General features: G+C 69.1%; 20 protein-coding genes and 1 pseudogene. 13 read left to right on the top strand and 8 right to left on the bottom strand.

All coding sequences use genetic code 11. The features are described from left to right. The first annotated feature begins 170 nt into the window (after window positions 1-170). The 7 genes from AB0B66_RS33925 to yicI all read left to right on the top strand — a co-directional run bounded on the left by AB0B66_RS33925 (window position 171) and on the right by yicI (window position 9261). The gene (locus AB0B66_RS33925; RefSeq protein WP_360537728.1) at window positions 171-899 is read left to right on the top strand and encodes a DUF6357 family protein; all 729 of its coding nucleotides are present in this window, start codon (window positions 171-173) and stop codon (window positions 897-899) included. Between the two features lie 79 nt (window positions 900-978). Beyond that, window positions 979-2241 (top strand): DUF6357 family protein, encoded by a 1263-nt coding sequence (locus AB0B66_RS33920; protein ID WP_360537726.1) that lies wholly within the window; start codon window positions 979-981, stop codon window positions 2239-2241. A 371-nt stretch (window positions 2242-2612) separates the two neighbouring features. Further along, the gene (locus AB0B66_RS33915; protein WP_360537724.1) at window positions 2613-3668 is read left to right on the top strand and encodes a LacI family DNA-binding transcriptional regulator; all 1056 of its coding nucleotides are present in this window, start codon (window positions 2613-2615) and stop codon (window positions 3666-3668) included. Between the two features lie 156 nt (window positions 3669-3824). Further along, a complete protein-coding gene (locus AB0B66_RS33910) occupies window positions 3825-5132 on the top strand; it encodes an extracellular solute-binding protein (RefSeq protein WP_360537722.1) in 1308 nt (435 codons plus the stop codon). Between the two features lie 58 nt (window positions 5133-5190). Next, window positions 5191-6162: a sugar ABC transporter permease gene (locus AB0B66_RS33905; protein ID WP_360537720.1), complete on the top strand. Its 972-nt coding sequence runs from the start codon at window positions 5191-5193 to the stop codon at window positions 6160-6162. A 1-nt stretch (window position 6163) separates the two neighbouring features. Next, window positions 6164-7042 (top strand): carbohydrate ABC transporter permease, encoded by an 879-nt coding sequence (locus tag AB0B66_RS33900; protein WP_360537718.1) that lies wholly within the window; start codon window positions 6164-6166, stop codon window positions 7040-7042. Continuing rightward, on the top strand, window positions 7039-9261 hold the full coding sequence (yicI, locus tag AB0B66_RS33895) for an alpha-xylosidase (protein ID WP_360537716.1): 2223 nt from the start codon (window positions 7039-7041) through the stop codon (window positions 9259-9261). The genes AB0B66_RS33900 and yicI overlap by 4 nt, the downstream gene beginning before the upstream one ends. 117 nt (window positions 9262-9378) lie before the next feature. Here yicI and AB0B66_RS33890 read toward each other — a convergent pair whose 3' ends face one another. From AB0B66_RS33890 to AB0B66_RS33875, 4 genes and pseudogenes are all read right to left on the bottom strand, one after another. Then, window positions 9379-10212 (bottom strand): hypothetical protein, encoded by an 834-nt coding sequence (locus AB0B66_RS33890; RefSeq protein ID WP_360537714.1) that lies wholly within the window; start codon window positions 10210-10212, stop codon window positions 9379-9381. A gap of 203 nt (window positions 10213-10415) precedes the next feature. After that, window positions 10416-10658: a hypothetical protein gene (locus AB0B66_RS33885; protein ID WP_360537827.1), complete on the bottom strand. Its 243-nt coding sequence runs from the start codon at window positions 10656-10658 to the stop codon at window positions 10416-10418. Window positions 10659-10980: 322 nt separating this feature from the next. Continuing rightward, a pseudogene (locus AB0B66_RS33880) lies at window positions 10981-11214 on the bottom strand (helix-turn-helix domain-containing protein); the annotation flags it as partial. Window positions 11215-11579: 365 nt separating this feature from the next. Then, window positions 11580-11807: a hypothetical protein gene (locus AB0B66_RS33875; RefSeq protein ID WP_360537712.1), complete on the bottom strand. Its 228-nt coding sequence runs from the start codon at window positions 11805-11807 to the stop codon at window positions 11580-11582. A gap of 575 nt (window positions 11808-12382) precedes the next feature. On the opposite strand from AB0B66_RS33875, the gene AB0B66_RS33870 reads away from it, so the two are divergent. Continuing rightward, window positions 12383-13672 carry a hypothetical protein gene (locus AB0B66_RS33870; RefSeq protein ID WP_360537710.1) on the top strand — a complete coding sequence of 430 codons (1290 nt, stop codon included), beginning with the start codon at window positions 12383-12385 and terminating at the stop codon, window positions 13670-13672. Window positions 13673-13747: 75 nt separating this feature from the next. On the opposite strand, the gene AB0B66_RS33865 is transcribed toward AB0B66_RS33870, so the two are convergent. Next, window positions 13748-14356, bottom strand: a complete 609-nt coding sequence (locus AB0B66_RS33865; protein WP_360537708.1) for a glyoxalase — start codon at window positions 14354-14356, stop codon at window positions 13748-13750. 291 nt (window positions 14357-14647) lie between these two features. On the opposite strand from AB0B66_RS33865, the gene AB0B66_RS33860 reads away from it, so the two are divergent. Both AB0B66_RS33860 and AB0B66_RS33855 read left to right on the top strand, forming a co-directional pair. Then, on the top strand, window positions 14648-15535 hold the full coding sequence (locus AB0B66_RS33860) for an alpha/beta hydrolase (RefSeq protein WP_360537706.1): 888 nt from the start codon (window positions 14648-14650) through the stop codon (window positions 15533-15535). Between the two features lie 162 nt (window positions 15536-15697). Next, window positions 15698-16639, top strand: a complete 942-nt coding sequence (locus tag AB0B66_RS33855; RefSeq protein WP_360537704.1) for an RNA polymerase sigma factor — start codon at window positions 15698-15700, stop codon at window positions 16637-16639. Window positions 16640-16828: 189 nt separating this feature from the next. Here the strand turns inward: AB0B66_RS33855 and AB0B66_RS33850 are convergent, their stop codons facing one another. Continuing rightward, entirely contained in the window at window positions 16829-17065 is a 237-nt protein-coding gene (locus AB0B66_RS33850) for a hypothetical protein (protein WP_360537702.1), read from the bottom strand. A gap of 294 nt (window positions 17066-17359) precedes the next feature. Here AB0B66_RS33850 and AB0B66_RS33845 point away from each other — a divergent pair, with 294 nt between their 5' ends. Next, window positions 17360-18601, top strand: a complete 1242-nt coding sequence (locus tag AB0B66_RS33845; RefSeq protein ID WP_360537700.1) for an FAD-dependent oxidoreductase — start codon at window positions 17360-17362, stop codon at window positions 18599-18601. Window positions 18602-18691: 90 nt separating this feature from the next. On the opposite strand, the gene AB0B66_RS33840 is transcribed toward AB0B66_RS33845, so the two are convergent. Further along, window positions 18692-19444, bottom strand: a complete 753-nt coding sequence (locus AB0B66_RS33840; protein WP_360537698.1) for an SDR family oxidoreductase — start codon at window positions 19442-19444, stop codon at window positions 18692-18694. Between the two features lie 281 nt (window positions 19445-19725). Between AB0B66_RS33840 and AB0B66_RS33835 the strand changes: the two genes are divergently transcribed. Then, the gene (locus tag AB0B66_RS33835; RefSeq protein WP_360537696.1) at window positions 19726-20328 is read left to right on the top strand and encodes a TetR family transcriptional regulator; all 603 of its coding nucleotides are present in this window, start codon (window positions 19726-19728) and stop codon (window positions 20326-20328) included. Between the two features lie 60 nt (window positions 20329-20388). Here the strand turns inward: AB0B66_RS33835 and AB0B66_RS33830 are convergent, their stop codons facing one another. Continuing rightward, complete coding sequence (locus tag AB0B66_RS33830; protein ID WP_360537694.1) at window positions 20389-21261, bottom strand: alpha/beta hydrolase; 873 nt, start codon at window positions 21259-21261, stop codon at window positions 20389-20391. A 335-nt stretch (window positions 21262-21596) separates the two neighbouring features. Between AB0B66_RS33830 and AB0B66_RS33825 the strand changes: the two genes are divergently transcribed. Then, the gene (locus AB0B66_RS33825) at window positions 21597-21902 is read left to right on the top strand and encodes a hypothetical protein (RefSeq protein ID WP_360537692.1); all 306 of its coding nucleotides are present in this window, start codon (window positions 21597-21599) and stop codon (window positions 21900-21902) included. Window positions 21903-22086 lie beyond the last annotated feature (184 nt).

Here is a 22086-nt window from a genome sequence, read left to right as displayed (position 1 = left end):
GGCGGAGAGCGCGGGACGGGGATCTGTCGAGGTCACACCTGGCAGCAGGATATCGACTCAGCGACCGTTCGGTCGCGGAGTGTCAGGGTCACGACGGACAATGTGGACATGCGAAGCCTGATCGCTTTTCGGCCAACTGGCGGCGCTGGGCCGGCGCGCACAGCAGGCCTGTGATCAGGGCCGCCGGGCATGTCAGCACGATCCACTACACTTCCGGAACCGTCACCCGTGAACGAAGGACGCGCATGGCCCGCCCCTATGATCCCGGACCGAAGCAGTTCGTCTTCGCCGCCGACGACAGCGAAGACCACCAGGTCACCGTGGGCGACCCGCAGGAGGCCTACGAGGCGTTTGCCGCGTTCGTCCGGGAGCGGGAGTCTGCCACCTACGCCATCGAGGACGAGCCGGCGGGGCAGGCATTGGTGCTCATGCCCGGTGCGGGCGTGATCTCCCGGATCATGGTCGCGGATCCGCCTCGGCCGGAGTATCTCCGGGTCGACCGGCCCAACCGCTGCCTCACGGGCGCGATGCTGTTCTTCGAGAGGGGATATGCCGGCCTTGACCACTTCGGTCAGTGGTTGCCCGAACTCGCCGACCTCGACGCGTCACCGGAGACTCGCGGCGCCACCCGCGCCGCCACGATCACGACGGACGCGGCGGCGATCGAAGAAATCGCTCGGATCTGGGCAAACTCGGGCTACGTGGACCCGAGCGACCAGTACTACATCTTCTTCGGCTCGCACGGTCTCGACGACGACCGCGCCGAACGCGCCTTACTGCTCAAGCTGATCGAATACCTCGGTCTGGAGCGGGTCGCCGCCCCGGCGGAGGCCGCCGGGGGCGAGGTCTGGGTGCGCACCGACACCCGCCTCGATGTCGAATTCGCCCGGTGGTCGTGAACAGTGGGCGCGCGGGCTGCGACATCACCGCCGTCCCGAGGCGAGCATGTCCGGTCGGTGCCGTGAGGAAGCCTGAGCAATGAGAGACATCGTCTTCACACGCAGCAGCGGCTGGATCCCCAACGTGATCAGCGAGGACGGCGAGCTGAAGCTGATGCTCGGCGCCGGAGCCGACGCCAACCACGAGCCTCGCACGTTCACGTTCCCGATCGGGCAAGCCCATCTGGCGGTGATCCAGGAGGACCTGGGCAGGCATCTGCTGCTGTGGAGCGCGGTCCTGCCGCTGTGCGAGGCCGCCGGAACCCGGGGCCAGCTCGACGGGGACGCTGCCGTCGCGCTGCTGGACCCGATCCTGCTCGCCTCGCCCGCGGACGTCGATGCGCTCTTCGGGCGCATCCGGTGGGACCGGAGCCGGCTCATCGCCCATGGTGCCGACATCGATCTACTTGAGCGCGGTCAGGTCTGCGCGGCGATGCGCGCGGCGACCGAGACGCCAGACGAGAAACGTGCTCAGCGGTACCACGCGAACCACCGTCGTGCCAAGCGGGGAGTGGTCCTCGGGCCACTCGACGCGGCGATCCTGACGTTCACGGGCCAGTACCTGCATGGTGCGACGAAGCCGCGGCGGATGCCCGAAGCCGTCGACTCCGCACTGCTGCCCGAGGTCATGCAGGTGATCGCCACCGCGGAGCAGGCGTGCGCCGGGATGCGGATCGGGCTCGATCCGCGACGGGGAAACCGGGCCACGGACAAGCGCGACTGGGACCGGATGGCGGCGGCGGTCGACGCGGCCGTGCGCCGTGCCTACCCCGCACTCGTCGACGACGCGGTGCGGACAGTGAGCTTCCTGATGTGCTCGGAGGCCGCGGACCGCTCCAGGAGCACGCCGGTGGCAGATGACGAGGAGGCTGCCGGCGACCGCGCCGACCTCGGTGAGAGTGCGAGAAAGACGGCCCTGACGTTCACCGACGACAAGGGCGCTGAGAAGAAGTGGCGACGCGACGGTTCTCGCTCTGCCTCCGCCGAGTTCTGGGCGTTCGTCGGCGACCGCTCTGCCGGGGACAACGAGGTGTTCACCATCGAGGACGAGCAGTTGGGTGAAGGGATACAGCTGCACTTCTACGCCGACTCCATCGCCCGGATCACGACGGTGCGACACGGGCAAGCCGGGTCGGATCCGCAGTACCGGGTCGAGTACAGCCTGGTCGACGGGATCGGCGGGTACCGGGAGCTGGTGAGCGCCTTCGTCCGCGGCGGCTGCGCCGCACTCGAACAGCACGGTCCCTGGATGTCGGATGTCGCCGAGTTCGAGCTCGCGCGACGGCAGCGCGGTGCCCGGTAGTCCCACCGGGAACCGCGCCCGTACCCCGCTCGGATCTTGAAATTGGCGTGATCCGGATCACATTACGGCCTGGCTGCCGGGTGCACGTCGGACCGAGGTCCCATGTCCGGGATTGTTCGATCGTGGTGAGTTTCGACGGTTCAGCGGCTCGCTGCGCGCCTTACCGGCTGCGTGCGGCATCGAAGGTGGCCGCTGAGCTGGGTCGGTGAGCGGCGAACCGGCGGCACCCTGCCGACTTCTTTGCGACGTCAACTATTGACGGCGTTGTAACACGCGACCTATCGTTCGTCGAAACGCTTAGTCGAAGCGTTTCGACGAAGCGCTTCGACGCCGGATCGACGTGGTTTCGCCGCGGGTCAAGGGAGGTGCGCATGGCCACCATGCATGACGTCGCGCGCCAGGCCCGTGTTTCCGTCAGCACCGTCTCGTACGTGCTCACCGGCACCCGCCCGATCTCCGAGGCCACCCGGACCAGGGTGCTCGCGGCCATGGCCGAGCTCGGCTACCAGCCCAACGCGATGGCCCGCGGCCTGGCCACCCGCCGCAGCAGGATCGTCGGCCTGCTGATGCCCATGGACGATCGCGGACTGGGCGCCACCGAGACCGCGTTCGTGACCGGGGCGGCGGCTGCCGCCAGCGCCGCCGGCTACCACCTGGTGCTCTCGCCGGTCGGCGCGGCCGACCCCGACGTCCTACGCCGGCTGGCGACCCAGGGCATGTTCGACGGAGTCGTGCTGATGGAGGTGCAGGTCGAGGACGGACGCGTCGCCGCGCTCCAGGAGGCCGGCCTGCCGCTGGTGCTGATCGGCCGCACCGGCGACACCACGGGCCTGTCATACGTCGACATCGACTTCGAGCAGACCGTGCACGAGGCCGTCGACCACCTGGTCGGGCTCGGCCACCGCCGGATCGTCTACGTCAACCACTCGGCGAGCGCCATCGCGGCCGGTTACGGTCCGGCCGTGCGCACCCGTGACGCGTTCGTCGCGGCGATGGCTCGGCACCGGCTGGAACCCGTGATGATCGCCGCCGAGGACAGCGCCGCTGGTGGCAGGGCCGCGCTGAGCGCCGCCGTCGCACAGGTCCCGGACCTGACCGCCGTGCTGGCCATGAACGAGAGCGCGATCTTCGGCATCCTCGGCGAACTGGCCATCCGGCATCGCGCGGTGCCCGGCGACGTCTCGGTCGTCTCGATGGTGACCTCGCCGCAGGTGGCCGAGCTGGTGCACCCCGCGCTGACCGCGATGACCTCGCCGGGGGCGGCGCTGGGCCGGATCGCGATGGAGGCGCTGCTGCGCCAGTTGGACGGCGCCGCCGACCAGAACCACCAGCAGCTGCTGCCGTGCGTGTTGGAGATCCGAGGATCGACCGGCCCGGCCGCGCCACCCGCCGGCGAACCGACCGGCTCGGAGCCGCCGGACACATGACAGGCGACGGCCTGTCCGCGCGCTGCAACGCGAGGACAGGCAGCGGTTCGTCTTTGCGCTGCAACGCGATGACGAGCCAAAACGGCCCGCCGCCGCGCTGCAACGCGACGACGGGCCTAGGTAAGTACCGGCTAGATACTCATCAGGAGGATAGCAATGACGCGATTCCGCAAGCTGGGCGTGGCTGTCGTGACGGCGGCGCTGGCCGCCGGCACGCTGGCCGCGTGTGGCAGCGACGGCGACACCGGCGACGGCGGTGACGCCAAGACCCTGAAACTCTGGCACTACGAGAGCGCGAACAGCGCGATGGGGATCGCCTGGGACCGGGCGATCCAGATCTTCAAGGATGAGCACCCGGGCGTCGAGGTCCAGTTCGAGCGCAAGGCGTTCGAGCAGATCCAGCAGAACGCCGGCATGATCATCAACTCGTCCGAGGGCCCGGACATCATGGAGTACAACAAGGGCAACGCCACCGCGGGCCTGCTGTCCTCCCAGGGCCTGCTGACGGACCTGACCGAGGAGACCGCCAAGCGCGGCTGGGACAAAAAGCTCAGCCCCAGCCTGCAGACCACCGCCCGGTACAGCGACAAGGGCGTGATGGGCCAGGGCAACTGGTACGGCGTGCCCAACTACGGCGAGTACGTCATGGTCTACTACAACAAGGACCTGTTCGCCCAGTACAACGTCGCGGTGCCGACCACCTTCGACGAGTTCACCAAGGCGATGGACACCTTCGTCGCCAAGGGCGTCACGCCGCTGGCCGAGGCCGGCGCCGAGTACCCGGCCGGGCAGCTGTTCTACCAACTGGCGCTCGCCAAGGCCGACCGGAAGTTCGTCGACGACTACCAGCTCTACAAGAACCCGGTCGACTTCAAGGCCGACCCGCTGAAGTCCGGTGCGCAGGCCTTCGCCGACTTCGTCGCCAAGGGCTATGTCGCCAAGACGTCGGCGAGCCTCAAGGCCGAGGACATGGGCACCGCGTTCATCTCCGGCAAGGCCCCGATGATCGTCTCCGGCAGCTGGTGGTACGGCCGCTTCAAGAACGAGATCAAGTTCAACTGGGACTCGTTCCTGTTCCCTGGCAACAAGTTCCACGCCGGCTCGTCGGGCAACCTCTGGGTCGTGCCCGCCGGCAGCAAGGCCAAGGGCCTGGCGTACGACTTCATCGACATCACCCTGCGCCCGGAGATCCAGGCGCTGATCGGCAACAACGGCGGCGTGCCCGTGGCCGCCGACGCGTCGCAGATCACCGACCCGAAGAACCAGAAGCTGATCGAGAACTTCAACACGATCAGCCAGCAGGACGGCCTGGCCTTCTACCCCGACTGGCCGGTGCCCGGCTACTACGACGTGCTGGTCTCCGGGTTCCAGAGCCTGATCAACGGCTCGAAGACGCCCGACCAGGTGCTCGACGCGATCGCCAAGCCGTACGGCGAGGGCGTCAAGGAGATCACCGGTAAGTGAGACGGCGAGGGCCGGGCGCGCCTCGGCGCGCCCGGCACCCCTCCGGGAAGGATCTCCCATGGCACTCACCGAGACCCCGGCGCGCCCGCAACGGCCCGCCACCCGCCCCGAATCCGTCCCGTCGCGGCGCAAGAACCGTGACGGCGGCGCCGGGTACTGGCTCTACCTGCTGCCGGGCGCGATTCTGTTCGTGCTCGTCATCGGCGTGCCGCTGGGCGGCACCCTCTACCTGTCGCTGACCAAGTGGTCCGGTGTCGGCGACCCCACCTTCATCGGTTTCGACAACTACACCCGCCTGTTCCAGGACGAGGTGTTCTGGACGTCGTTCCAGAACACCGTCGCGATGATCGTCGCGATGGTCGTCGTGCCGACCCTGCTCGGGCTGCTGCTGGCCGCCGTGCTGTTCGACGTCATCGGCCGCCGGTTCAAGCCGCGGACCGCGGCCGCCCTGCGCGCCGCGTTCTACCTGCCGCAGGTGCTGCCGGTCGTGGTCGCCGGCATCGTCTGGGGCTGGATCCTGCGCCCGGACGGCGCGTTCAACAGCCTGCTCGACGCGATCGGGCTCGGCGCGCTGCGCCACGACTGGCTCGGCGACCCGGACACCGCGCTGCCCACCGTCATGGCCGTCATGATCTGGGTGCAGATCGGCTACCCGATCGTGGTGTTCATGGCCGCCCTGCAGCGCGTGGACCCCGAGCTGTACGAGGCCGCCGAGGTCGACGGCGCGAACTGGTTCCACCGGTTCCGGTCCATCACCCTGCCGCAGATCCGTCCGGAGACCTTCGTCGTCGCGCTGACCTGCACCATCGCCGCGCTGAAGGTGTTCGGACCGGTGTTCGCGCTGACCCGCGGCGGGCCGGAGAACGCGACCAACGTCCCCTCGTACTTCGCCTACTACACGTTCTTCAAGAAGCTCCAGGTCGGCTACGGCTCAGCCATCTCCACCGTGCTCACCCTGATCATCATCGTGGTGGCCGGGCTGTTCATCTGGCTGCAGTACCGCGGCGAGCGCCAGGACCGGGAGGTCTGACATGGCCGTCACGCTCGTAACCGACCGCGTTCCGCGCCGCAAGATCCGCGACCGGCACCACCGCGGCGTGAGCCGCTGGGTCGTGCTGGCACTGGTCACCCTGGCCGCGCTGGCGATGCTGGTGCCGTTCGTGTTCATGCTGCTCAATGCGTTCAAGTCGCCCGGTGACTACTCGTCGTCCGGTCCGCTGAGCTGGCCTACGGAGTTCTACACCAAGGGCCTCACGACGTACTGGACCGAGGTCGACTTCCCGCTGAAGTTCTGGAACTCGCTGCTGATCTCCGGCTCGGTCGCGGTGCTCGCGGTGGCCGTGTCGCTGTTCAACGCGTACGCGCTGGGCATCGGCCGGGTCAAGGGGCGGCTGTGGATCATCGGGCTGTTCCTGCTGGCCAACATGATGCCGCAGGAGGCGCTGATCTACCCGCTGTACTACGCGGCCAAGCAGATCGGCCTCTACAACACCCAGCTCTCGGTGATCATCATCTTCACGGTCATCCAGAGCGCGTTCGGCACCTACCTGCTCGCCTCGGTGCTCGGCACCTTCCCACGCTCCGTGCTCGAAGCGGCGGCGCTGGACGGCGCGGGCAAGTGGACGGTGCTGCGGCGGGTCGTGTTCCCCAACGTGCGGCCGACCCTCGCGGTACTGCTGATCTTCTTCTTCATCTGGACCTGGAACGAGTTCCTGATCCCGCTGGTCATGCTCATCGACAACAGCACGCAGACCATCCCGGTCGCGTTGGCCTCGTTGCAGGGCGACCGGCTCATGGACGCCCCGACCACCAACGCGGGCGCGCTGATCAGCCTCGTGCCGGCGGTCCTCTTCTTCATCATCTTCCAGCGCACCCTTTCGCGCGGCATCACAGCAGGAGCCGAGAAGTGAAGTTCACCGACGGATACTGGCAACTGCGACCCGGGGTCAGCGTGCTGCGCCCCGGCACCGTCGAGTCGGTCGAACTCGACGAGCGCGGTTTCACCGTCTTCGCCCCCACCGGCCAGATCACCAAACGCGGCGACACCCTCAACCGGCCGATGGTCACGGTCCGGTTCTTCTCACCCGCCGACGGCGTCATCGGCGTCACCGTCGCCCACCACCTCGGCGGACTGCCCAAGACGCCCCGGTTCGCGCTCGCCGACGGCGACGGGCACCCGGTCGCCGTCGACGTCACCGGGCTGTCCGCCACGCTCACCACCGGTGCGCTGACCGCCCGGGTCGCGCTGGTCGACGGGTGGCGGGTCGACTTCCTGCACGGCGACCGGGTGCTCACCTCGTCGACCGAGCGCAGCATCGGCCTGGTAACCGACGCCGAGGGCCGCGCCCACGTGCACGACCGGCTCGCCCTCGGCGTGGGGGAGACCGTGTACGGGCTGGGGGAGCGGTTCGGCGCGTTCGTCAAGAACGGCCAGACCGTCGACATCTGGAACGCCGACGGCGGCACCGCCAGCGAGCAGGCGTACAAGAACGTCCCGTTCTACCTCAGCAGCGCGGGCTACGGCGTCTTCGTCGACCACCCGGAGCACGTCTCGTTCGAGATCGGGTCGGAGGTCGTGTCGCAGGCCCAGTTCAGCGTCGAGGGCCAGACCCTGACCTACTACCTCGTCGACGGCCCCACCCCCAAGGACGTGCTGCGCCGCTACACCGCGCTGACCGGCCGGCCGGCCCGGGTGCCCGCCTGGTCGTACGGGCTGTGGCTGTCGACGTCGTTCACCACCTCCTACGACGAGAAGACCGTCAACGAGTTCATCGACGGCATGGCCGAGCGGGACCTGCCCCTGTCGGTGTTCCACTTCGACTGCTTCTGGATGCGCCAGTTCCACTGGGTCGACTTCATCTGGGATCCGGCGACCTTCCCCGACCCGGAGGGCATGCTGCGCCGGCTGCACGACCGCGGCCTGAAGGTGTGCGTCTGGATCAACCCGTACATCGCGCAGCGCTCCTACCTGTTCGAGGAGGGCCGCCGCCACGGCTACCTGGTCACCCGGCCGGACGGCTCGGTCTGGCAGTGGGACAAGTGGCAGGCGGGCATGGCGCTGGTCGACTTCACCAACCCCGACGCCGTCGCCTGGTACACTGGCAAGCTCAAGACCCTGCTCGACATGGGTGTGGACAGCTTCAAGACCGACTTCGGCGAGCGCATCCCGACCGACGTGGTCTGGCACGACGGCTCGGACCCGCAGCGGATGCACAACTACTACGCCCACCTGTACAACAAGGCGGTCTTCGAGCTGCTCGAAACCGAGCGCGGCGAGGGCGAGGCGGTGGTCTTCGCGCGTTCCGCGACCGCGGGCGGGCAGCAGCTGCCGGTGCACTGGGGCGGCGACTGCGAGTCGACGTTCACCGCGATGGCCGAGTCGCTGCGCGGCGGGCTGTCGCTGGCGGCGTCCGGCTTCGGTTACTGGAGCCACGACATCGGCGGGTTCGAGGGCACCCCGGACGCGGCGGTGTTCAAGCGGTGGGTCGCCTTCGGGCTGCTGTCGTCGCACTCGCGGCTGCACGGGTCCGGTTCGTACCGGGTGCCGTGGGCGTTCGACAGCGAGGCCGTGGACGTGCTGCGGCACTTCACGAAACTCAAGCTGAGCCTCATGCCGTACCTGGCCTCGGCCGCCGAGCAGGCGCACCGCGAGGGCCTGCCGATGATGCGCCCGATGGTGCTGGAGTTCCCGGACGACCCGACCGCGGCGTACCTGGACCGGCAGTACATGCTCGGACCGGACGTCCTGGTCGCGCCGGTGATGAGCGCCGACGGCGAGGTGACGTTCTACGTGCCGGCCGGCACCTGGACCCACCTGGTGACCGGCGCGCAGCTCACCGGGCCGGCCTGGGTGACCGAGAAGCACGAGTTCGACAGCGTGCCCGTGCTCGCGCGGCCCGGCGCGGTGATCGCGTTCGGCGATCGCGACGACCGCCCGGACTACGAGTGGGCCGACGGCGTGCGGCTGCGGCTGTACGCCCCGGCGGAGGGTCAGCGGACCCGGGTGCGGGTGCCGTCGCCGGGCGGCGGTTCCGGTGCCGAGTTCGACGTGCGCTTCGACGGCGGACAGGTCATCGCGGAGCTGGTCGCGGGATCGTCCTCGGGCTACCGGTGCGAGGTGAGACCGTGACGGAGCCTGCCTTCACACACGGCACGGCGACACCGGTGAGGTGACCGCCGAGCCGTCGCACGTGTCGCCGACGATGCCGCCAGCGCTCCATGCGGACTGGCGGCATCGTCGGCGGCCCTATGCGGCGCAGGTGGCGTAGGCCTCGGTGGCCCAGACGTTCGGGTTGCCCAGCTCGTCTTCGTACCCGGTCACGGTGACCCGGTTCGGTGGGACGATCTGGAAGTCGTCGATGACCGAATGCCCGCGCACGCGCCACAGGTCGCCGCCGATGTGGACGATCTGCGTGCCTGCCGGGCAGGTGACTGTCACCGTCTGCGGGTTCGCGGAGTTCTGCGGCGTGCTGGCCGAGACCTGCACCGTTCCGGGCAGCCGGCTGTCGGCGCACACGGCGGTTACCGTGCCCGTGACCGGGGTGACGGCGCCCGGAACGTTGCCGGGCTCGACACTCAGGTACGCCCGGTCGCGGTTGTCGATCTGGATGCCGGTGGCCATCGCCTTGGCCGTCGGCGAGACGGTGTATCCGCTCCCGATGATCCGCTGACCGGCGCAGTCGGCGGTGGCCCAGACCAGCGCCGGGTCGCTAACGGTGACCCGGACATAGCGGAACCCGGCCGGGGTCGGGATGCACACGCTGGTCGCGGTGATGTTCCACGTGCCGGCGTAGCCGTCGGAGTCCTCGTTGCCGATCACGACCAGAGCGCCGCGCCCGAGCACCGTGGTCGGCGTGATTTGCCGGATCGTCGCCTGGCCGGTCGCGCCGGTCAGCTGAGCCCCGCCGCCGATCGAGACGGTCCCGATCGGGCAGTGGACGACGACGGTCTTGGCCGCTGAGCTGTCGGTCGCGCTCGTCGACGTCACGTACTGGATGCCCGCGACCGCTTCGGCCGGGCTCTGTATCGCGGTAGCGCCGACGACCGCCGCCACCGCCAGAAATATCCGCAACTGCTTCATGCTCAAATGCTGGAACGTCGATGGACTCGGCACCAGTCACGCCATGGTGAGAACATCCCCGCCGTCCGGCAAGCCCGACCTTCCCGAATGGACAGGCCCGAATCCGGCGGTGACCGACAACCGCTGGCCGTCACGCACGGTCTCCACCGGAAGGGAGCCGGAGCCGCTTGTCTCACCGACCCGGCACCCTCGGCGTCAAGCCGTCAGTAGATGGCCGTGCAGGCCTCGTCGCCGTTGGCACCGTTGCGCAGGCACACCACGTGCAGGCCGCCGGCCAGGCCGAACATGTAGGTCCAGATGTGTTTGCCCCGCTCTCCGATCTTCTCGTAGTAGGTGGTCGGACCGCTGTAGTCGAGCCGTGAGTTGCGGACCAGGTTGACGCTCTGTGCCGCGGCGTCGTGATAGATCACGCCCCAGGCGGCCGAGCAGGTCTGGGAGATGACCATCCTGGCCTGCGCGCTGCCGTACGAGTCGGTGTACAGAGCTGTGCCCGCGCAGGTCCAGGAAGATCTGACCGGCGGGGAACCTGTCCGCCGCCCGGTGCGCGGCCGCCACCGCCAGGGCGCTCTTGCCCACCCCCGGCACGCCGACCACGGCACAGATCGACGGCCCCGCCGCGCCGGTCAGCCAGCTGTGCAGCATCCGCTGCACTTCGCCGCGTCCGACCAGCTCCACTTCGGGCGGCAGTTGCCGGGGAGCACCGCCGGCCGGCGACGGCCCCGGCCGGCTGGCGAGCCTGCCCCGCACCTGCAGCCAGTTCGCGATCTCCGCCGCGTCGACGTCGCAGGCGTCCAGGAACGCCCGCAGCGCGTCGACGCGCGGCAGCGCGGGCCGGGCCAGGATGTCCCACACGGTGCTCGTGGGCAGGTCGTGGCCACGGGCGCGGGCACGCCGCGACAGCGACCGGTAGCTGAGGCCGCACGCGTTGCGCAGGTCGTTGAGCAGGCGTACGAAGTCCTCGGCGGAGCCGGCGGCGGCGAGGTCATGGAGTCGGTCGGCCACGGGGCGCCTTTCCGTCGGCAACGGCAACACCCCTATGACCCGGCGACCCCGTCGCGAGGTGGGTGCCCGCCGACCACCGATGTCCGGATCGGATGGTCGCGTACATGACCCGGTCTTCGGTGGGCGCGCTCAGTGCGGCAGTGACGGTGCACGCCCCTACTGCGAACGCGGCCACGCTGTTCCGGCACCCGCGCCGGCCGTTCTCTGCCGATGCCGGTGTAATCCTGGGCGGGGCGGCGGGTCGCGACACGACCGTGGCACGCGGTCACGCGGCGCTCGGCCGGCCGAGACCGCGAACGTCTCAGCGCACGTCAGCTGCGGGGCGCGTACCTGATGACAGCGACCCCGGGACAGGCAGTTCGGGCTTATCGACCAGCCGTGGCGATCGTGGGCAGTTCCATGGTGGCGTGCAGCATCGCCAGCACCGAACTGTTGTGGTCGTGGGCTCGCGAGCTCGCGATGGCGACCCCACACGGCAGCAGCCGGCCGCAGGAGCAAAGTGTCCTGCTCGTGGGCTGGTGTTCGGCTATCAGGTACGCCGCGGCGGCGATCTGGCGGCGTGCCGACTCCACCGGTTGAATCGAACGCTCCATGCCAACCGCCTTTACGCCGCGCCCGTGGTAGGAACCCGTGGTAGCTGTTACTGGCAGCCACCGTCCGATCGACACATGGTATCGATGTCGGCGTGTCGAATCGGCTCGCTGTCTATTTCCGTCAGGTGAATGATCTGGCGGTGACCGAGTCGGTTCGATGGCCAAGCCGGCGTCGGTGAGTGGATCCCGTGTTCGGTGGTCGTCTCCGGCACGCCTGGCGGGGCAGCCCGAGACAGTCGCGCTGGGTGCGCTATTGCCGCCACCCGTTCGCCTGTGTCCGATGTCGACGATCAGCCGAGGCTGGTGGACGCTCGCACGCCGTGCGGCGTCCGGCCGGATCCGGCGCTGGTCCTGACCGGACGGGCGGCACCAGCATCGACGGCCGAGCGATCCGGAGTGGGTCGGTGGCGACCGGGCGCACCGCGCATCGGCAACACGCTGTGCGTGGCGGTGGCTGCGCGTGGACGAGCGCGCCGCGTCGTCCCGCACCGCCCGGCGGTCCACCGACCGCCGACCCGTCGCACACCAGCCGCGGCCAGACGGTCGCGTTCACCCCCCACGCAGAGGAGACCAGCATGCCCATGACCCGCACCGGGGGGAGACCCCCGGTCCGACGCGCGTTGACGGTCATCGCGGCCGTCACGATGGCTCTGGCGGGCCAGATGGTCGGCGCCGGCGGCGCCCACGCCGCGAGCAGCACGGCCGGGGTCTATACCGGCATCGACAGCTACCCGACGCGGCAGTTGCCGACCTCCTGCATCACCACGGCGCAGCCTGGCACGGTCTACCTGCACGACATGGTGCTCGCCGGCGCCGGCGGCCGTCACCTCGGCTACACGAATTGCGCGGACGACTCCACCTCCTACCATAGGGAGAGCCGTGCATGGGACTGGGGGATGAACGCCGGCAATGCTTTCGAAGCGGCTCGGGTGAACGAGGTGCTGACCTGGTTGCTGGCCACCGACGAGCGTGGCAATCCGCACGCCAACGCCCGCCGGCTGGGCATCGGTGAGATCATCTGGAACAGGCGCATCATCACCCTGTGGTCCACCACCGGCAACAAGAACTGGGTGACCTACACCGGGTCCAATCCGCACACCGATCACGTCCACTTCTCCATGTCGTGGGCGGGTGCCCGCAAGGAGACCAGCTTCTTCCGCTCGCGCGGCGCCGTGCCGGTGTTCGCGCTGTCGGACTCGCTGAGCGCGAGCACCGCCACGCTTGCCGCCTTCTCCTACGGGTTCGGCGCCGCCGAGGTGATCGCGGGGGACTGGGACGGCTATCTCGGCGATGGCATCGGCCTGTACGATCCCACGACCTGGACGTTCTACCTGCGCAACTGCCCGTGCGCCGGCGGCCTCGCCGACGTGGTGGTGCGCCTGGGCAACTTCGGCGACAAGCCGATCGCGGGGGACTGGGATGGTGACGGGCGCGACGACATCGGCGTCTACCGTCCCAGCAGCGGCACGTTCTACTTCCACATGCTCGACGGGGATGCCGCGCCGGCGCCCATCGCCTACGGCAACGCCGGCGATCTGCCGATCATCGGGGACTGGAACGGCGACGGCCGCGACGACATCGGCGTCTACCGTCCCGGCAACGCCACCTTCTACAAGATCACGGGTGGCGCGGTGCCCTTCGGCAACCCCGGTGACATCCCGATCGTGGGCGACTGGACCACCGACCGCATCGCCGAGATCGGCGTCTACCGTCCGTCGACCAGCACGTTCTACTTCCTTACCGAGTCCGACACCCAGCAGCCGGTGACCCGCGTGCGGCCGTACGGCGACCCGGGCGCCATCCCGGTCATCGGCGACTGGAACGGCAACGGGCAGGACACCCAGGGCGTCATCATGCTCGGGTAGGTGCGCTGAGCCGGAACCGCGCTCGCGTGCCCACCCGGCGCCTGTCGCCGGGTGGGCACCTCGCACTCGGGACGCTCAAGCGGACACGGTCTCCCAGCGGAAGCCGTCGAGGTCGACGAAGCCGCCGGTGTCGCTGCCGACGGTGATGCGGTGCGAGCCGGAGCCCTCGGGTGACACGCCGGAGTCCTTGGCGGCGAACTTGCGGCTGTAGAGCGCCATCTTGATGGTCGAGGTGCCGAACTCGACGTACTTGCTGCCGAAGCTCTTGGCCACCGGCAGGCCGCGGTCGGCGTAGAACTGCTTGGTCGCCTTGACGTTGTCGACCCCGAGCAGCAGCACGAGATCGTCGACCTGCCGCGTGGCGGGGCCGGAGTTCTTCTTCTCCGCCGACGCGAGCTTCCAGATGGTGCCGAACGGGTCCTGGAGGGTGCCGCCGTAGCCCCAGAAGCTCTTGCTCGCCGGCTTGAGCGCGGTCGCCCCGGCGGCCAGGGCTGTGGCGAAGAAGCTGTCCACGTCGCAGGGCTGGGGCACGACCAGCGAGATCGCGTAGCCGCGGAACCCGGCCGTCGGTTCGTCGCCGGCCCGCACGCGGATGCGTTCGCCCAGTCCGAAGGCCGCGGTGTAGAACGCGTCGGCCGCGGCCGGGTCGGTGACTTCGAGGATGAGGTGGTTGATGGAGGTCATGGCGTGCTCCTTCGGGTGGCTGTCGTGGTGTCTGAGCACAGCTTCGCCTCCAGACCGGCCTGCCCACATCCGTGGCGACCACGGAAGCCACCACGGAGCGCCACGCAGAGCAGGCCCTCGGCAGGTCAAGATCACCGAGTAGGGATGGGGAGAAGCCCCGACGGTGTGGTGACCGTCACCGACCGATCGGCCGGAAACCCGGCGTGGGCGGCGAACTCCGGCCGGGTCCGGCGCATCGGGATGAGGTCGGGCGGGCTCCGCTCGCCGCCGCCACGCATACAGGAGCTGATCATGACTTTCGCCACCGCGGTCACGCAGGGCACCCACGAGGTGGAGATCGACGGGACACGGCAGGTGTACCACGTCGCCGGAACCGGGCCAGTCTGCCTGGCGCACTCCGGCGGACCCGGCATGAGCTGGCAATACCTGCGCATGCCGGCGTTGGAGGCGCATCTGACGATGGTGTACCTGGAACCGGTCGGCACCGGGACGTCCGGCCGCCTCACCGATCGGCGCGACTACCGCATCGATACGTATGCGCGTTTCGTGCACGGCGTGCTCGACCATCTCGGGGTGGCCCAGGCGTACCTGCTCGGGCATTCGCACGGCGGGTTCGTCGCACAGCGGTACGCGCTGGCCCACCCGGACCGGGTCGCCGGCCTCATCCTGTACGCCACGTCCCCGGCCACCGGTCCCGAGTTCTGGAACGACGCGATGGACAACCTCCGGCGGCTGCCCGAACGGCTGCCGCACCGGCCGCAGGCGGCGGCGATCCCCGCCGTGTTCCCGCAGGCCCTGGCCGCCACCGACGACCAGACGTTCACGGAACTCATGCGTCAGGTGTTGCCGGCCTACTTCGCCGACTACTGGGCTCAGGAGAGCGAGCTCGCGCCGGCCTTCGCCGGGTTCCGCGCCTGGATCGATCCGTCCGGCGGCGTCGAGCCTGCCCCGTTCGACGTGCGTCACGAACTGGGCTCGCTGCATGTGCCGGCGCTGATCATCAGCGGCGACCAGGACTTCATCTGCGGCAGCCGCTGGGGCAGGCTGCTGCACGAGGCCATGCCGACCTCGCAGCTGCTCGTCCTGGACTGCGGGCACATGGCCCACCTGGAGCGGCCGGAATCGTTCCGCCGCGCGGTCGTCGAGTTCGTCGATCGGCAGCAGTCGGCGGTGGCATGACCGCCGGCTCGCGGTGCGGGTCGATCTTCCCGATCCGCCCCGCGAGCCGTGTGATTCGTCACCATACGCGGCATCTGTTCGGCGTCGGCTTCGCCCGGACGTACGGTCGCGAGCGGGGCCGGCGAGCCGGCCGCGACCGGTGCCGATGATCGGGAGCTTGGCGTGTTCGCAGACTCTGACAGCGACGAGCAGCTGGTCCGTGCCGCGTGGGCAGGGGACTCGTCGGGCCTTGCGGTGCTGCTGGCGCGGCACCGGGCGGGCATGCTCGCGGTTGCGTTGGGCGTGCTCGGGTACGGGCCCGACGCCGAGGATGCGGTCCAGGACGCGATGCTGACGGCGCTGTCCCGGATCGGCCAGCTGCGCGACCCGGCGGCGGTCGGCCCCTGGCTGCGAACCATCGTGCGTAACAACTGCCGGATGCGGACGCGCCCCACTCGGCCGATACCCCTGCCGGACATCGCCTCGCTGCCGCTTGCCGCGGACGGGCCGACGCCGGACGAACTGGTGGAACAGCGGGCTCAGCGGGACTGGATCTGGCACGCGCTGGCCGGGCTGTCCGAGCCAGTCCGGCTGGTCACGCTGCTGCGCTACTTCAGTGACGTGAACTCCTACGAACAGATCGCCGCGCTGTGCGGCGTGCCGGTCGGCACCGTGCGCAGCCGGTTGAACCAGGGCCGGACCCGGCTCGCCGACCTGCTACGCGCGACCGCGGAGCTGGCCCACGACGATGCCGGCGCGCAGGCCGAAGCACGGCGACGGGAAGCCGAACAGACCCTGGTGGCCGCGGAGCGGGGCGAGTTCGAGCACGTCGTACGGAGTGCGTGGTGGCCGGACTTGGAGGTGGTTACCCCCAACGGTCGCTTCAGCCGAGGCCCAGGCGTGCTCCTGGCGGGAATGGACCTCGACCTGACCGACGGGGTGCGCCAGCGGATCAGGAACGTGCTGGTCAGCGGAGACGTGCTGATTTGGGAAGCTGACCTGATCAGCCCGCCCGACGACCCGGAGCACTGTCCGCCGGCGGTGGTCTGGGCGCATCGGCTCCGTGATCAGCGGGTCAGCCGGATTCGGCTGTTCCATCCGCGCCCCAGCGTGGCGGCGGTCTGACCGTGCAGGGTGCGGTGGCCGCCACCCGGCCGCCGCTGGTTCGGGCGGTGGCCGGGTGGCACCACGGCCAGGCTCTGGCCGGACCGCTTCACCAGGCTGCCGCGATGCAGCGCTTGAGGGCGAATGGCCGGCAGACCGTCATGGATGGTCGCCTGCTGCTCTCGGCGAGGGTTCGCCGATCGCCGTGCGTCAGGCGTAGATGAACCAGTAGCCCGCGGGGTAGCTGCTGCCACTCGGGTACCAGACGCACTGGAGTGGGCCGGTCCAGCCGTAGTTCTGGATGCCGTAGTTGCCGATCCGGACACACTCCGAGTAGTCGTAGACGACGCCGCGAAGGCTGGGTGTCGCGTGTGCGGGCGTGGCTCCGACGAACACGGTGGCGCCGACGAGGACCGTCGCGGCGATCGCCATCTTGACTCTGCGCATCTTCCCTCCATCGATGAAGCGGATGGCCAAAGCGTAGATGGACAGGCGTCGATCTGTCCTGCCCGTCTCGGCAGGTGGGCCGGCCGCCTTGTCGAACGGACCCACGCCTACCGGTCACCCATGCGGAAGACCTCGCCCAGCCGCCGGGAGGTGCTGGTCGCCGCGGGAGCGGCCTTCCGGGTGCGGTGGCCGCCACGGTCCCACACGGGCTGACCCGACGGCATCCGGTCCCGCTGGGACATCGGGAACCGACACGAGACAGCGCATCGATGACTACGCTGAGTGGTTAGTCATGTGCTTCTGGTGGTGCAGGCGACCGGTGGGGCGGCGATGATAAGGGTCTACGGGGCTCCGTGGTGTCCGGACTGCCGCCGCGTCAAGAAGTTCCTGACCGAGCATCGTGCCCGCTACGACTGGGTCGACGTCGACCAGGACACCGAAGCCCGCGCCGAGGTGCAGCGGCTGCAGGACGGCGGCCAGACCATCCCCACGGTCGTCTTCGACGACGGCGCGATGATGGTGAACCCGTCAAACCATACGATCGCGGCGAAGCTGGATTTGAACCTTCGCGCCGAGCGCGAGGCCTACGACCTGGCGATCATCGGCGGCGGGCCCGCAGGCCTGGCCGCGGCCATCTATGCCGCCCGCGAGGGCATCGACACCGTCGTCGTCGACAAGGGGGCCCTGGGCGGTCAGGCCGGAGCCACCCAGCAGATCGACAACTACCCCGGATTCCCCGACGGCGTGGGCGGCGCGGACCTCGCCGCCCGGTTCGTCGCGCAGAGCCGCCGCTACGGCGTCGAGCTGCTGTCGGCCGTCGAGGTGGAGCAGTTGGCGCTCGACGGCCAGGACGTGACGGTCGCCTTGAGCAGCGGCCAGCAGCTGTGCGCCGGCGCGGTGATCGTGGCGACGGGCTCCTCGTACCGCAGGCTCGGGCTGCCCGGTGAGGACGACCTCATCGGCGCGGGGGTCCATTACTGCGCCACTTGCGACGGGCCGTTCTACCACGGTGCCGCCGAACTGCTGGTCGTCGGGGGAGGCAACTCCGGGCTGGAGGAGGCGCTGTTCCTTTCGCAGTTCGCCGACCGGGTCCGCATCGTCGAGCATTCGTCGATGCTCAAGGGTTCGACGCTGCTGCAGACCAAGATCGCCGAGCACCCCGAGTTCACGGTGCATACCAACACCCAGATCACCGGGTTGACCGCGAAGGCCGGGAAGCTCTACGAGGTGACCGCCCTCGACGCGGTCACGGGCGAGCAGTTGACCTGGCGTCCGGACGCCGCTTTCGTCTACATCGGCATGGACCCCAACTCGGCCTTCCTGCGGCAGTCCCTGCACCTGGACAAGTGGGGTTTCGTCACCACCGACGACAAGCTCGCCGCGAGCATGCCCGGCGTCTACGCCGCCGGGGACGTGCGGGCCGGGTCGACCAAACAGCTCGGCGCCGCGGTCGGTGAGGGGATCACCGCACTGATCCACGCGCGCCAGTACCTGCAGCGGCGCGGCATGACCCGGAGCTTGTCGGTCAACGCTTGACGGGCCCGTCGCCCGGATTCCGGCCGGACGGGCGGGTCGAGGCGGAGCCGGGCCCGGTTGGCCGGCTCCGCCTGCTCGCCTGAAGCGTTCTCAGACCTGGTTCTGCCCGCCGTCGACGAACACGTCGGCGCCGGTCATGAAGCTGCTCGCCGACGAGGCCAGGAACACCACGACGTTGCCCACCTCCTCGGGACGGCCCATGCGGCCGAGCGGAAGTGTGCTGACCAACTCGGCCTTGAGCGCCTCCGCGGCGGCGTCGTTCGGGGCGAGGCCGGTGATGCCGGGCGTCTCGATCGGTCCGGGACTGATCGCGTTGACCCTGACCTTGCGGTCGGCGAGTTCGGCGGCCCAGGTGCGTGCCAGGGCCCGTACCGCGGCCTTGGAAGCGCCGTAGACGCCGAAGGCCTTGCCGCCTCGGGTGGCCGCCGTCGACGCGTTCAAGATGATGGAGGCGTCCTCGTTGAGCAGCGGCAGTGCCTTCTGGACCGTGAACAGCAGTGCCTTGACGTTGAGCCCGAACGTGTCGTCGAAGTGCTTCTCGGTCACCTGCTCCAACGTGGCGAACTCACCGCCGCCCGCGTTGGCGAAGACGATGTCAAGGCCGTTGCCCCGGGCCCGGACGGCTTCGTACAGCCGGTCGAGGTCGTCGGACCTGGTGACGTCGCCGACCACCCCTGTCGCGTTGGCGCCGATGTCGGCCACGGCCGCGTCCACCTGCTCCTTACGGCGGCCGACCAGGAAGACGTGTGCACCCTCCTCTGCGAGCCGCTTCGCCGCGCCCAACCCGATTCCGGTCGTTCCGCCGGTGACGACGGCGGTCTTGCCTTCAAGCTGCTTGCTCATCGTGTTCTCCGTCTGCTGTGTTCGACTTGATGATCTTGTGATGGGCCGGGACGATCTCGGCGAAGCGAGAGCCCGCGGTGGACGGGTCGGCACTGTCCCCACGGTCAACCCTGTACCGCGATGGCGGTGTCCGTGACCGGGATGTCGAGATCGCCGAGGGTCGTCTTGAGTCGCGCAAGGGGCTGGATTCTCATCAGGCTCCGATCAGAGTTGCTTACCAACTGGTCAACAACGGATCTGAACTGCGCATTCTCTTAATGGCCACGTGTACATTAGGGCGTATGTCACAGCAGAACGCGCCCGCTGAGGGCGACGGCGCGCCCCGGCGAAGGCACCGCCGAGATCCTGAGGGCAACCGGGACCTGATCCTGCGAGCAGCACAGGCGGCGTTCGCCGAGTGCGGATACACCCGCGCGACGGTGCGCGACATCGCACAGCGCGCCGGGGTCACCCACGGCCTGGTGATGCGCCAGTTCGGCTCCAAGGAGCAACTGTTCCTGGCGGCCGTGCCCGGCACCCGCGACGTCGGCCTCGTCGTCGACGGCGACCCGCAGACCCTGCCGGAGCGGGTCGCCGCCGCCTACGTCGACCGGTTGGAGCACGACTCCGCCGGCGACCCCGTCGTCGCCGTACTCCGCAGCGCGGCATCCAACGAACGGGCCGCAGTCGATCTCTACAGCGCGATGCTGGACCGTACCGCCGCCGCCTACAAGCAGGTGGTCACCGGCGACGACGCCGACGTGCGGGTCGACCTGCTCGCCGCGGTGCTGATCGGCGTCACCTTCAGCCGGTACATCATCGGGGTGGGGCCGGTGGCGCAGATGAGCCCGCAGCACCTGCAGGAACATCTGGCCCGCCTGGTGCGCAGCGCTCTGTTCGGCTGAGCCCGGACCCACCGCAAACCACCGTGGTGACCGGCCGCGGCCGGAAACGTTCGGGGTCTCTCAGCTCATGGCAGGAAGAGTCCCGAGGAACCCGCGGATGTAGCCGGTGATCGCGTCGAGGTGGGTTTCGAGCGCGAAGTGTCCCGCGTCCAGCAGGTGGATGTCGGCATGGGGCAGGTCGCGCTGGAACGCGCGGGCGCCGTCGGGGCCGAAGATGGCGTCGTTGGCGCCCCAGACCGCCAGCAGCGGCACCTGGCTGGTGCGGAAGTACTCCTGCAGCTTGGGGTATCCGTCGATGTTGGTCGGGTAGTCGTGGAAGAGCTTCAGCTGGATCAGGTCGTTGCCAGGGCGGTCGAGCAGCGTCTGGTCGTGCAGCCAGTTGTCGGGGCTGACCAGGCTGGGGTCGGCCGCGCCGTTGAGGTACTGCCAGCGGGTGGCGTCCAGGGTCAGGACCTTACGCGCGCCGGGCTCGGTTTCGGCGCTGGGATTTGCCGCGTAGGCGAACAGGTCCTTCCAGAAGGGCTCGACGAAACCCTCCATGTAGGCGTTGCCGCTCTGGGTGACGATCGCGGTGACCTTGTCCGGGGTGCGCATCGCCAGGCGCCAGCCGATGGGAGCGCCGTAGTCGTGCACGTACATCGCGAACGTGTCGACGCCGATGTGGTCGAGCAGGCCGGCGGTCAGCGCGCCCAGGGCGTCGAACGTGTAGTCGAACTCCGTGACCGAGGGCTGCGCCGACTGGCCGTAGCCGAGGTGGTCGGGCGCGATGACGTGATAGCGGTCCGCGAGCGCGGGGATCAGCCGGCGGAACATGTGTGAACTGGTCGGGAATCCGTGCAGCAGCACCAGCGTCGGCGCGTCGGCCGGGCCGGCCTCGCGGTAGAAGAGCTGCTGTCCGTCGATGGTCGCCGTCAGATGCCGTACAGGAACCATGATCTGCTCCGAACGCCTCGCAGGAGATGACGAACCCGTGGCTGCCCACCGGCTGATGGTGGGTGCTGCGATGCGACGTCGATGTCCGATAAGTTCCGGATTCGTTCCACCATCGTATAGCGGAGGTGCCCGCGGGGACGCGGTCACCGCGTAGCGGACAAAAGCGCCGACACCGGATTCCAGGCCCTGACCCACCCGCGAGGACCTCACCCCACGCGGCATACGTGCGTCCGGCCTGGGAACTGGTGTACCGCCGACCAGATGGTCAGAGCGGGCGCACCATGAAGGTTGTGGCCGAAGATCGTCGGCCGCCAAAGATGTGCGAGGAGGACGCTGTGCCGACGAAGATCACCTTGATCATCGATAATCCTGCGAACACGGAGGACTTCGAGCGTACCTATGCCGAGGTGAAGGCGGCCGCGAAGAAGTTCCCCAAGCTGCAGCGACTCGAGTCCGCAAAGGTGTGGCCGAAGGAGGACGGCTCCGCCATTCCCGCCTACCGGACGCTCGACCTCTACTTCGACAGCTACGACGACGCTTCCGCAGCAGTCGCGACACCTGTAGCCGCCGATGTCTTCGGTGCACTCGCGCAGGCCAAAGCCACATTCACCGGGCTGTTCGCGGACATCGAGCAGGCATGACGTCCATCCGCCGGCCTGATGCCTGATACGACCGCCGAGGTCGGCAAGTTGCTCTCCAGGTCGGCGACGGCGGCGCGGCTCGTCCGCTTCTAGTGTGCTGCGCCGGAAATCCGTTGTAGATATCTGGCGAGGGAGTCGAGGATTTCCTCGGCAGACTTTCTCCATACGAATGGCTGCGGGTTGG

Origin of the sequence: Catellatospora sp. NPDC049111 (assembly GCF_040648615.1) — a bacterium.
GTDB classification, from domain to species: Bacteria; Actinomycetota; Actinomycetes; order Mycobacteriales; family Micromonosporaceae; genus Catellatospora; species Catellatospora aurea.
Note: the sequence above shows the minus strand (reverse complement) of the source record. Positions and strands in the feature narration are given on the sequence as shown.

Excerpts from the sequence above, each read along its gene's own strand:
- AB0B66_RS33910 (WP_360537722.1), top strand. The coding sequence starts at position 3,825 with ATGACGCGATTCCGCAAGCTGGGCGTGGCTGTCGTGACGGCGGCGCTG.
- AB0B66_RS33860 (WP_360537706.1), top strand. The coding sequence starts at position 14,648 with ATGACTTTCGCCACCGCGGTCACGCAGGGCACCCACGAGGTGGAGATC.
- AB0B66_RS33890 (WP_360537714.1), bottom strand. The coding sequence starts at position 10,212 with ATGAAGCAGTTGCGGATATTTCTGGCGGTGGCGGCGGTCGTCGGCGCT.
- AB0B66_RS33835 (WP_360537696.1), top strand. The coding sequence starts at position 19,726 with ATGTCACAGCAGAACGCGCCCGCTGAGGGCGACGGCGCGCCCCGGCGA.
- AB0B66_RS33830 (WP_360537694.1), bottom strand. The coding sequence starts at position 21,261 with ATGGTTCCTGTACGGCATCTGACGGCGACCATCGACGGACAGCAGCTC.
- AB0B66_RS33840 (WP_360537698.1), bottom strand. The coding sequence starts at position 19,444 with ATGAGCAAGCAGCTTGAAGGCAAGACCGCCGTCGTCACCGGCGGAACG.
- AB0B66_RS33850 (WP_360537702.1), bottom strand. The coding sequence starts at position 17,065 with ATGCGCAGAGTCAAGATGGCGATCGCCGCGACGGTCCTCGTCGGCGCC.
- AB0B66_RS33900 (WP_360537718.1), top strand. The coding sequence starts at position 6,164 with ATGGCCGTCACGCTCGTAACCGACCGCGTTCCGCGCCGCAAGATCCGC.
- AB0B66_RS33920 (WP_360537726.1), top strand. The coding sequence starts at position 979 with ATGAGAGACATCGTCTTCACACGCAGCAGCGGCTGGATCCCCAACGTG.
- AB0B66_RS33875 (WP_360537712.1), bottom strand. The coding sequence starts at position 11,807 with ATGGAGCGTTCGATTCAACCGGTGGAGTCGGCACGCCGCCAGATCGCC.
- AB0B66_RS33870 (WP_360537710.1), top strand. The coding sequence starts at position 12,383 with ATGCCCATGACCCGCACCGGGGGGAGACCCCCGGTCCGACGCGCGTTG.
- AB0B66_RS33865 (WP_360537708.1), bottom strand. The coding sequence starts at position 14,356 with ATGACCTCCATCAACCACCTCATCCTCGAAGTCACCGACCCGGCCGCG.
- AB0B66_RS33905 (WP_360537720.1), top strand. The coding sequence starts at position 5,191 with ATGGCACTCACCGAGACCCCGGCGCGCCCGCAACGGCCCGCCACCCGC.
- AB0B66_RS33885 (WP_360537827.1), bottom strand. The coding sequence starts at position 10,658 with ATGGTCATCTCCCAGACCTGCTCGGCCGCCTGGGGCGTGATCTATCAC.
- AB0B66_RS33915 (WP_360537724.1), top strand. The coding sequence starts at position 2,613 with ATGGCCACCATGCATGACGTCGCGCGCCAGGCCCGTGTTTCCGTCAGC.